Source organism: Eubacterium sp. 1001713B170207_170306_E7 (assembly GCF_015547515.1).
In the GTDB taxonomy this organism is placed as follows: Bacteria; Bacillota; Clostridia; order Eubacteriales; family Eubacteriaceae; genus Eubacterium.
In genome coordinates this window covers 94,453-104,340 of the sequence record NZ_JADMVE010000011.1, presented here as the reverse complement: position 1 = coordinate 104,340, position 9,888 = coordinate 94,453, and the positions used below count along the sequence as shown (strand labels likewise).

The following is a 9,888-nucleotide window of genomic DNA, read 5'->3' as shown; positions in this document are numbered from 1 at the left end:
GCTGATCGTCGGCCGGGGTGTAGGTAAAGGCGGCCTGACCATTTTTAAGGGCTTTGGTTTCGCCGTTCAATGACACGCTGCCGGTCACGGTTTCGCTGCGGATGCCTGCCACGGCCACGTCAAGGGTGACGGGCTGGCCGACGAGGATGTCCTGGCCCGGGGCCGGACTGATGCTGACCACTGGGGTGGCGGCCTCGATGGTGAGGGTGGCCTTTAGGGTTTTGGTGGTGTAGCCCGTGCCGCTGATGGTGGCGGTGACCAGATAGCTGCCAGCGTCGGTGGCGCTTTCGGGCGCGTAGGTCACGGTGGTGCCCTGGGGCAGGGTGCCGGCCACGGTCAGGCGCTGGGGCTGGCCGTCGTAGGTGACGGTTTTATTCTCAAAGGTAAGACCGGTGTAGCTGCCCTCGCGGATGGTGAAGTCGGCGGTGGCGGTGACGGTATTGTAATTGGTGGTTTCGCCAAAGGTGGCGCGCACGGTATAAGCACCGGGCAGGGTGGGCTTGTCACTGGTGTAGGTGGTGTCGGCCGCGTCCTTGTCTTTATATTCAAAAACGGGTGTCACGCCGCTATTGGTGGCGCTTTCTGCCACAGGGTCTGCTGGTGTCTGGCCATAGGTCCAGCCGTCCAGGGTGACGCTGGCTATGCCCTGGGCCTTGTTCACAGTGTAGTCAGCTTTGACAATCTGCTGGCCGTAGGTGCCTTCGGCATTGGTCTGTGCAATGACCCCGTAACTGGTGGCGGCGTCAATGTTGGTGTTGGTGTCGCTCCAGAGGCCGCTGGCATCTTTATAATAGACCACCCCTGGCGTAAGGGGAGAATTTCCTCTTTTCAGAATCGGAGCCTGGGGATTTTTATTGTAGGTCAGGGGGCTGGTGTCAAAGGCCAGCCCAGTGTCGTCATCGCCGATCTGCAGGGTATTGCCGTGGTCTGCCGCTACCCAGAGATCGCCGGTGGCTACACTGCCGTCCATGCTGTCTTTCTTCAGACTGACGGTGGTGTAGTCCTCAAAATTACTGGGATCGTTGACCGGCAGGTAGAAGTAGAGCTTGCCCTCGCTGTCGGTCTGGACGTCGTTCAGGCCGTAGCCCGCCGGGGCACCGGCCGGATAGACGGACGTGCTGTTCCAAGCGCCGGTGACGGTAACACGGTAAACATCCTGCCCGGCGCCATTTTTAAGTGTGCCGGATGTAAGAGGGTCTGTATCCGCAGAGGTCTCCTGCCCGTGGCCGATGGCTTCACCGCTTGTCGAAGCCGCGTTAACGCTGCCGCCGTCAATGATGACCACACCACCATTACCATGAATAACCTCTTTTTCCTCCCCAGTTGTCACATCCTTCTCAATTGTCACATCCTTTTTACCGCCGCCGATACCCGCGCCGTATTCGCTTTTTGCAACAACTGTACCGCCATTAATGGTGGTCGCACCATCGCTGCCATTGCCATCGCTTCCGTCACCGCCGCCGATGCCGGCGCCTGTTTTGCTTTCAGCCTTCACGGTACCGCCGTCAATGGTGATCTTGTCGCCGCTGCCATCGCCCCCTTTACCGTAACCGCCGCCGATACCGGCACCTTCTTCGCTTTTGGCATTCACGGTGCCGCCTTTTATGGTGATCTCACCGCTATGGCTGTACATGCCGTGACCGCCGCCACCGATGCCTGCGCCATTTTTACTTTCAGCGTCCACTTTGCCGCCGGTGATGGTGATCTTATCACCCATGGCCTTCACGCCGCCGCCGATACCGGCACCGCTTTCGCCTTTCGCCTTCACGGTGCCGCCGGTGATGGCGATCTCACCGCTGCTATTATATGCTCCGCCGCCGATGCCCGCGCCGCTCGAGCTGCCTTTAGATTCACTGGTAATACAACAGTCACCGCTGATTGTAATCCTGGCACCAGCGCCAGTGCCATTACTTCCACTGCCGATACCCGCGCCGCTTTGGGATTCGGCCTCTATGTGGCCGCCGCTGATATTGATGTCGCTAACTTCTTTATTTTTATAATAATGACCATTGCCGATGCCGGCGCCATCGCGGCTCTGAACCTTTACGGTCCCACCGGTAATGGTAATCTGACCACCGTTTCCTTCCCGGCCTCCGCCGATGGCAGCGCCTTCGGCACCATTCACCGTAGTGGCGTAAGCCTCCACAATGCCGCCGGCAATGGTGATTTTACCGGCATTTTGTTCATCATTACCACCAATCCCTGCCCCTCTGGAAATTTTTGATGAATAAGGCATTTTCGCTGCCAACTGGCCGCTGCCGCTGATCGTCAGCTCCGCGCCCTCGGGGACGTTGAGACCCGCGCAATACAACCCGCTTACAAGCGTATTCTGGCTCTCTTCCTTCAATATTAAATTGAGGGCAGCGCCCTGGGTGACAGCGAAGGCACAGTCACGGCCTTCGTTGTGCACGTCAATGTTGTGCACGTCAATGTTCAGCCCGTCCAGCGTGATGGTGGCATTGCCTGCCACCACGATCTTGTCGGTGGCCGCAACGCTTGGATTCGTGTTTGCGATCACAATATCCGCGCCGTTGTTGACGGTCAGGGTTTTGTTTTCATAGCTGTAGCTCCCTGTACCTGTCACCGTAAAAGCCCCGGTGTCCGCTGCCCGGGCGCCGCCGGGCAGCACAAAAAACGCCGCCAGGGCGAGGAAAACAAGAATCAGGGTTTTGGTCAGGGCAGCTTTCACGGTTGGGTTCATGGTAGACTCCTTTAAACGCATTTTTTATTTTTGATACCTGTCTCATTCAGGTTGTTGTTAAGTTAGGAACTTAACGCCAAAATATAAAAAATGCTTGTGTTTATTTCTGAAGTCTGTTATTAAGTTAACATGCTTTGCTTCTCTTTAATTTTTTTTCGTAACCCTTGCTAATTTCTCACTGTTATGATATTCTAATAATACATGTACTTATAACTTTGGCGTTAAGTTCCTAACTTAACGTTATTTTTTTATTTTTTAAAAGCACGCGGCTATTTTTTCCATCTGCTCCCGCTTCTGGGCTGTCACACAGTGGCCGTAACGGCTGAGGGTAAAGCTGACGCTGGCGTGGCCCAGAAAGGCGGACAGGGTGTTCATCTCTGCGCCGGCCTCCAGCGCCCGGGTGGCAAAGCTGTGGCGCAGGCTGTGGAAGGTAAGCTTTGGGCTGAGCCCCAGCTCTTTTTTAAGGCCTGCAAAGTGGTACTGGACAGAGCGGGTATCGCAGGGACGACCATTTTTTCCTGTGATCAGGAGCTTTTTGGGGGTATGGTCCCTGCTCTCTAAAAAGCGGCTTAGGACGGCCTTCACGCTGGCAGCAATGGGGATATCCCGGATACTGCTCCTGGTTTTGGGGCTCAGGCTGACAACAGGATAGCGGCCGGTTTGGGGATCGTACACACGCTGCCGGTTTTTGCGCACGCGCAGCACGCCGCCCTCCAGATCGACGTCCTTTATTCTCAGCCCCAGCACCTCGCCGATGCGCAGGCCCAGAGAGAGGCTGATATACACAGCCATATCCTGGGGATTCTGGCTCTGCCGGACTCTCTCACTCAAGGCCTGATGGTCGCGGCGGTCCAGGATCTCCTTTTCTCTTGCCTGCACCCGCACCTTTGGCATTTCTGGGCTTTTAAGATAGCCCTTCTTCTCGGCCGCCTTCAAAAGGGTCCTGAGATAGGACAAGATATCCTTCACGGTTTTGGGCGCCAGCTTTTTGCCCAGATGTTTTTTAAACTTTCGGATCTTTTTCCGGCGGATGTCCTTGAGGGGCGTATCGCCAAAAAAAGGCAGCAGATGGGCCTGCTCGTAGCTTTTATAGGTTTTAAGGCTGCTTCCCTTGACCTTGGCCTTGCGTTGGTTCAGCCATGCTTCCATGGTGATGCTTGATTGCATTTTTTTCGCTCCTTTACTTTGTATTGCTGTCGCTATACTTTGTACCCAGCACACGCAGGATTCTATTCTCCATTTTAACATCCAGGACAGGCTTAAGCGGCAAAAAAATAAAAAAGACCCGCCTGAGCATTTTTCGGCGGGTATGAATTAAGCTTTGATTTTTAAATTTTTTCTTTTTTTCGGATGATATCCATGGGCTCGACGGGCCTGTCCATCTTCATGGTATAGAGCATTTTGGGGTGCGGGGTCGATTCGATGGGGTTTCCCTTTTCGTCCAGCATTTCGCCCACCTGCTGGACGTAATAGCCCTCCTGTGATCCGGCGACCATGACCTCGACGGTTTCGCCCACACTGATCTTATTGCGCTGCTGGATCACCGCCACGCCGGTTTGGGCATCGTAGGACTGCACCACACCGGCGAAGTCGTACAGGCGGGTGTAGCTGCTGGTACCGTAGTTCTGGTCACTGGCTGTGGTTTTATGCTCAAAGAAGCCGGTGGTGTAATTGCGGTGGCTGACCTTGCGCAGCTCCTCGAAGTATTTGGGATCAACGGCCTCTTCCCTGGCATGATCGTAGTAGTAGTCGATGGCCTGGCGGTAGGCCTGAACCACGGTGGCCACATAATAAAGGCTCTTCATGCGGCCCTCGATTTTAAGGCTGTCGATGCCTGCGTTTATGAGCTCGGGGATATGGTTGATGAGGCAGAGGTCTTTGGAGTTAAAGATAAAGGAGCCGGTTTCGTCCTCCTCGATTTTAAAGTCCTCGTCGGGGCGGGTTTCCTCGATGAGGTGGTATTTCCAGCGGCAGGGATGGGCGCAGTCGCCCTGGTTGGAGTTACGGCCGGTCATGTAATGGCTCAGCAGGCATCTTCCCGAATAGGAGATGCACATGGCACCGTGCACAAAGGTCTCGATCTCCATATCTGCCGGGGACTTTTTTACAATGGTCTTCATTTCCTCGAGCCCCAGCTCCCGGGCCAGCACGATCCTCCGGGCGCCCTGGTGGTACCAGAACTCCACGGTTTTCCAGTTGGTGTTGTTGGCCTGGGTGCTGATGGAAACCTTGAGCTCTGGCTCGGTTTCCCGCACGATGGCAAAGACACCGGGGTCGGCCACCAGCACGGCGTCCACGCCCATGGCCTTTAAGGCGCGCACGTATTCGGGCAGTCCCTCCAGATCGTCGTTGTGGGGGATCATATTCAGGGTCACGTAGATGTGCCTGCCCCTTTCATGAACATAGCGGACCGCCTGCTCCAGCTCGTCCAGCTCAAAATTACCAGCCCCGGCCCGCAGGCCAAAGCGTTTGCCCGCACAGTAGACAGCGTCGGCGCCGTAGTGCAGGGCATATCGCAATTTTTCAAAATTCCCCGCCGGAGCGAGCAATTCAGGTTTTTTTCTCAATTTTGGGTTCTCCTTCGTCATTTTCATCTCTATAGTATATAGCAAATTTCCACGGAATGCAAAAACAAAAAAGCGGCCCGCAGGCCGCTTTGGTCAATTGATTTTTTTATAGCTGACTGCCAGCCCATCGCCCAGTGGCAGCACGGTGGTCATGAGTCTGGGGTCATGGCTGATGGCGTCCAGATATTTGCGCATCCGCTTGACAATGGTGATTTTTCTGCGGATCACCAGCTCGTTGGTGGCGATCATGCCCTTGTAGAGCACGTTGTCAGAAACGATGAGGCCACCGGGCTTTAAAAGCCGCAGGCAGTCCTCGAGCAGATGGATATAGTGCCCCTTGCCGCCGTCCAGAAAGATCATGTCAAAGGTTCCAGTGAGGCTGGCCGCTGTTTCCTGGGCGTCGCCCTGTATCAGGGTAATCCGCTTTTCATAGCCCATTTTGGCAATGTTTTCTCTGGCCTGGACGATCATGCGGTCGTCCCGCTCGACAGTGGTCACATGGCCCTTTTCGCCCATGGCGTTTGCAAAAACGCCGGCGGAGTAGCCGACCGCTGTCCCGATCTCCAGGATACGCCTGATCTGATGGGTTTCGATCAGGATTTCCAGATAGTTCCGAACCTCGGGAAAGATAATGGGCACGTGGTTGGTTTCTGCAATGAGCCGCAGCCGCGTTAAGAAAGGGGTCTCCTCCGGAAGCAGGCCGCGGATATAGTCTTCTATGTAGTCTGGTACAATGTCACTCACGGTTTGTTACGCTTTCTAGTCTCCCATATACTTCTGAACATCGGCGTCGTGGCCTTCCAGCGTCTCATTGAAATAGAGCTTGCCGGAATCCATATCTGCCACGAAGAACAGGTAATTGGTCTGGGCCGGGTTGATGGCTGCATCGATGGAGCTTTTCCCCGGTGAGCAGATCGGGCCGACGGGCAGTCCCAAATTCTGATAGGTATTGTATGGAGAGTCAATTTTGGTCTGTTCTTCGGTCAGCACCGCGTGTTTTTTGCCTAACGCGTAGTCCACAGTAATGTCGGACTGCAGCGGCATATTCTGGGCGATACGGTTGTAGAAAACACTGGCGGCATTGGCCTTGTCTTCCGGCAGCTTGGTTTCAAGCTCTATGATGGATGCCATAATGACAATTTCGTCCACGGTCTTGCCCTTTTCGGTGGTCTGCTGCATAAAGTTCTGGTTATAAACCTCGGTAAAGCGGTCAAGCATTTTTTTCACAACATCGGACGCGGTGCTGCCGGGTTCGATCTCGTAGGTATCTGGGAACAGATAGCCCTCAAGACTCCGGTTCTTATCATCCGGAATGCTGCTCAAAATTGGATACAGGGCTTTATATTCGCCCAGCTTCTTGGTTTCGCTGATAAAGGCCGCCGAGGTACAGATGTTATGTTTTTCCAGTATCTGAGCCATTTCATTGATATTCTTGCCCTCGGACAGGAGTACCGGGATCGCGCCGCTGTAAACATCGCCGTTCAGCATTTTTGTGACAATGTCCGCAACCGACATGGACTGGTTCATCTCATAGTTTCCGGCCTGCATACCGCTTGTGCCGCGGCTGTGACGCCCGGCATAGCTCTGAAAGATCATGGTGTTTTTAATCAGTCCCTGATCGTAAAGGATCTCGCCAACGTCTTTGATGGTCGAGCCGTCCGGGATTTCGACAATCATGGTCTCGGTGCTGGTCCCTGCCGGCTCCAGCATGGCGTTATAAAAGCTTCTGCCGGCAAAAACGGCGATAACGACGATCAAGACGACGGCCGCTATGACGATGGGCAGCTTGTATTTAAGCCCGCCCTTTTTTCTTCTCACGGGTGCTTCCATTTCCTCTGCTTCTCTTCTCCGGCGTGTTTCGGCTGGCGGCTGTGCTACCGGTCTCTTTTTCTTAGCCGCTGCGGGACTGGCTGCTCTCTGGGCAGACTGGCCTGCGGGGCGCTGCTTCTGTGTACTGCTGCCTGCCAGGCGGGCCGCCTTTCTGCGTTCCGGTGTTCCGGTGCCGGACGTCGGACGGTTTTTAGCGGTTCCTTCTGCCACACGCGGCTGTGTTTTTTTCTTTGCTGCTGTCTGGGAGCCTCCGTCTGTGGGGCGCTTGGCGTTTGCACGCTTTTTACGCATTTCCACCTCGGTGGACTGGGCCGTCCGCTTTTGTGCCTGACGGCTCTGCGTTTTTGGCTCCGAAGCTTCTTTCTTTGCTTCGCCCTGGGTTAATCTGATTTTCATTTACTCACCTCAATTGCGGGGATTTACTCAAAAAAAGGGTACCTTGTTTTTTTGGAAAGTACCCCTGGATTTATTTAGTTACTCTGCGTCTTCCGCACCGCCAAACATGCCGCTCATGTCCAAATCAACAGCCTTGCTGATGATGTCCATGATGTCCTGGAATACAATGCCAAAATACATCTGCGCCTGAAAGTATTCAGAAATAATCGGAATGCCCAGCACGGACGCTGTCAAAGAATTGTAGGCTTCTACCTCTTCTTCTGTCAGCTCCTGGCCCATCATTTGTTTTGTCTGAAGGCCCATTTGCTTTTTCGCGTAATCCTGAGCCATTGCGTAATGTTCTTCGTCAGCCTTCAGCTTCAGCTCTGCCGCTTTAAAGTTTTGGTACTCATTCGATTCTTTAAGAGCCTGGGCCAGATTATTGGCTTCATCATATACGTTCATTCCCTAAGTTCCTTTCTTTTCGTTTGTTCAACATTATAACACATCTTAGATCAAATTGTTACTAAATTTTTACAATTATGGTGATTATTTTAGAAAAAGCTCCAGATAATGGGAATTTTTCCCTATCTGGAGCTTAAGATTTCTAAATAATATTTATTTAAAAAACGGTGAAGTTATACTTCCATTAAAATCGGAAGGATCATGGGCTTCCGGTTTGTCTGGCTGTACAGATAGCGGAAGAGAGACTCACGGATCTCATTTTTAATTGAGCTCCAGTCCACCACGCCTTTTTCCTCACAGGCCAGAAGGGCTTTTTTAACCTCGTCGCGGGCTGTGTTGATCAGCTCCTCAGATTCACGTACATAGACAAAACCTCTGGAGATGATGTCCGGTCCTGAGATGGCCTTTCCCTTATGCATGGTGACCACCACGATGAACAGGCCGTCCTCTGACAGGCGTTTACGGTCGTTTAATACGATGTTTCCAATGTCGCCCACGCCCAGGCCGTCAACCAGCACCGGCTCTGCCTGAACCTTGCCGGTAATCTTACAGCTTCTGTGGTCAACCTCTACGATGGACCCGTTTTCCGCAATTAAGATATTGCGTTTGTCGGTTCCCACGCTTTCCGCCAGCGCTGCGTGGTGTACGAGCATCCGGGCTTCGCCGTGTACGGGTAAGAAGAATCTGGGCTTGACCAGTGTCTGGACCAGCTTCAGCTCTTCCTGGCGGGCATGGCCGGAAACGTGGATGTCCGCGAATTTTTTATAAACAACCTCTGAACCAAGATCCACCAGCTTATCGATGATTTCTGAAACCATCTTCTCATTCCCCGGTACCGGAGATGCGGAGATAATGACTGTATCTTCCTTTTTGATATTCAGGAAGCGGTGCTCGCCGTGAGCCATCCGTCCCAGGGCCGCCATGGGCTCGCCCTGGCTGCCGGTGGTGATGATGACCAGCTCGCTGTCTTTATAGCTCTTCATATCCTTGATATCGATGAGGATATTCTTGGGTATTTTCAGATAACCCAGATCAGAGGCGACCTCTACCATGTTTTCCATGCTCCGGCCATTGATAATGACCTTGCGCTTATAGCTGGCGGCCGCGTCAATGATCTGCTGGACACGGTGCACGTTGGAGGCAAAGGTGGTAATGATGATCCGGTTTTTACAGCCCCTGAACAGGTTGTAGAAGGTGGCGCCAACGGAGCTTTCCGAAGGGGTGAAGCCAGCTTCCTCAACATTGGTGCTGTCGGCCATCAAAAGGTCGATGCCCTGGCTTCCCAGCTTTGCAATACGCTGCAAGTCCATGATTTCGCCGTCAATGGGCTGGTAGTCAATCTTGAAATCGCCCGTATGCAGGACGGTGGCGGCCGGTGTTTTAATGTAAAGGGCCGCGGAATCGGCTACGCTGTGGTTAACGCGAATGAACTCAACCTCGAAATTACCAGTCTGCACACGGTCGCCTGCCTTCACAATCTGACGGTCCACTTTGGTCGTCAGGCGGTGCTCAACAAGCTTTTTGTCGATGAGACCCATGGTAAATTTGGTGGCATAGATGGGAACAGTGATGCCCAGCTTTTTAACCAGATAGACAATACCCCCGATGTGGTCCTCATGTCCGTGGGTGATAAAAAGCCCCTTCAGCTTATCGACGTTTTCGGCGATATAGCTGAAATCCGGCAGGACAATGTCAATGCCATACATTTCATCATCCGGGAATTTTAAGCCGCAGTCAACGATGATCATCTCGTCCTTGTATTCAAAAACCGTCATGTTTTTTCCGATTTCGCCAAGGCCTCCAATGGGAATTACCTTAAGCTTGTCTTTCTGCTTCGGTGGATGGTTCCTTCTCTTGGGCCGGTGGTTCTGACGGTTCTGGTTTCTGTTCTCGTTTTTGTTTTCGTTTTTATTCTGTTGTGTTTCGATCAAAATAATCTCCTTTCATTAT

At 53.1% G+C, this 9,888-nt stretch carries 6 protein-coding genes and 1 pseudogene; all 7 read right to left on the bottom strand.

Annotated elements, in window-relative coordinates:
• Positions 1-2,701, bottom strand: a pseudogene (locus I2B62_RS19605) (hypothetical protein); the annotation flags it as partial.
• Between the two features lie 255 nt (positions 2,702-2,956).
• A complete protein-coding gene (locus tag I2B62_RS19600; protein ID WP_195270713.1) occupies positions 2,957-3,868 on the bottom strand; it encodes a site-specific integrase in 912 nt (303 codons plus the stop codon).
• Positions 3,869-4,029: 161 nt separating this feature from the next.
• Positions 4,030-5,268, bottom strand: a complete 1,239-nt coding sequence (locus I2B62_RS19595) for a U32 family peptidase (protein ID WP_279354812.1) — start codon at positions 5,266-5,268, stop codon at positions 4,030-4,032.
• 93 nt (positions 5,269-5,361) lie between these two features.
• Positions 5,362-6,012, bottom strand: coding sequence for an O-methyltransferase (locus tag I2B62_RS19590; RefSeq protein ID WP_195270711.1), 651 nt, complete (start codon positions 6,010-6,012; stop codon positions 5,362-5,364).
• A 15-nt stretch (positions 6,013-6,027) separates the two neighbouring features.
• Entirely contained in the window at positions 6,028-7,494 is a 1,467-nt protein-coding gene (gene mltG, locus I2B62_RS19585) for an endolytic transglycosylase MltG (protein ID WP_195270710.1), read from the bottom strand.
• A 78-nt stretch (positions 7,495-7,572) separates the two neighbouring features.
• On the bottom strand, positions 7,573-7,938 hold the full coding sequence (locus I2B62_RS19580) for a YlbF family regulator (RefSeq protein WP_195270709.1): 366 nt from the start codon (positions 7,936-7,938) through the stop codon (positions 7,573-7,575).
• 173 nt (positions 7,939-8,111) lie between these two features.
• A complete protein-coding gene (locus I2B62_RS19575; RefSeq protein WP_207736100.1) occupies positions 8,112-9,869 on the bottom strand; it encodes a ribonuclease J in 1,758 nt (585 codons plus the stop codon).
• Positions 9,870-9,888 lie beyond the last annotated feature (19 nt).

Excerpts from the sequence above, each read along its gene's own strand:
- I2B62_RS19600 (WP_195270713.1), bottom strand. The coding sequence starts at position 3,868 with ATGCAATCAAGCATCACCATGGAAGCATGGCTGAACCAACGCAAGGCC.
- mltG (WP_195270710.1), bottom strand. The coding sequence starts at position 7,494 with ATGAAAATCAGATTAACCCAGGGCGAAGCAAAGAAAGAAGCTTCGGAG.
- I2B62_RS19580 (WP_195270709.1), bottom strand. The coding sequence starts at position 7,938 with ATGAACGTATATGATGAAGCCAATAATCTGGCCCAGGCTCTTAAAGAA.